Source organism: Eubacterium sp. An11, from assembly GCF_002161065.1.
Classification (GTDB): domain Bacteria; phylum Bacillota; class Clostridia; order Lachnospirales; family Lachnospiraceae; genus Anaerobutyricum; species Anaerobutyricum faecale.
The window spans coordinates 1-641 of the sequence record NZ_NFLV01000101.1; the positions used below are offsets into that span (position 1 = coordinate 1).

Here is a 641-nt window from a genome sequence, read left to right on the forward strand (position 1 = left end):
ATGCCTGTGTACAGGATATTCCGCTTCAGCATCATATAAAAGGCTCTCACCCAGGGGATGATGACAATATCGCACTCGGATCCCTGGGACTTGTGTATGGTAATGGCATTGGCGTGTTCAATCATCTCCAGATCTTCCGTCTCGTAGGTCACGACACGTCCATCCGGAAATTCGATCACCGTTTTTACGGTTCCTTCCTCATCCGTATAAAAATCCGTAATCCTTCCCAGGTCCCCATTACTGGCCATCAACGTATTCTTGTTCTGAAGCACCTTATCCCCTTCCCGGTAGGTCTGCCCTCCTGCGGACAGTTCCTTTTTCCCAGGACTTGGCGGATTGATCAGGTCCTCCAGGCTCCGGTTCAGCTCGTTAGCGCCGTTTACCGTCTTTACCCGATAGGGTGTCAAAATCTGCACATGGTCCAGGCCGTTCCTTGCGGCCTCTTCCTGGTAAAGCTGGCGTACCATGGCTGCTGTCTCATCTGCCGAATTGCAGGAGATAAACTGGAAATCATCGCCAAACCCAAAATCCGTCCGGTTTGCCAACATTTTACGGGCATTTAAGTGGATGTTGCTGGTCTTTCCCTGGCGGAATACCAGATCCAGCACCGTCACAGGGATCAGCCCGCAGCCGATCAATTG

1 protein-coding gene is annotated in these 641 nt (G+C 51.6%); it reads right to left on the reverse strand.

Translation table 11 applies throughout. The features are described from left to right. Positions 1-641, reverse strand: a 641-nt coding sequence (locus tag B5E53_RS18770) for an ATP-binding domain-containing protein (protein WP_162611988.1), incomplete at both ends; no start/stop codon positions are given.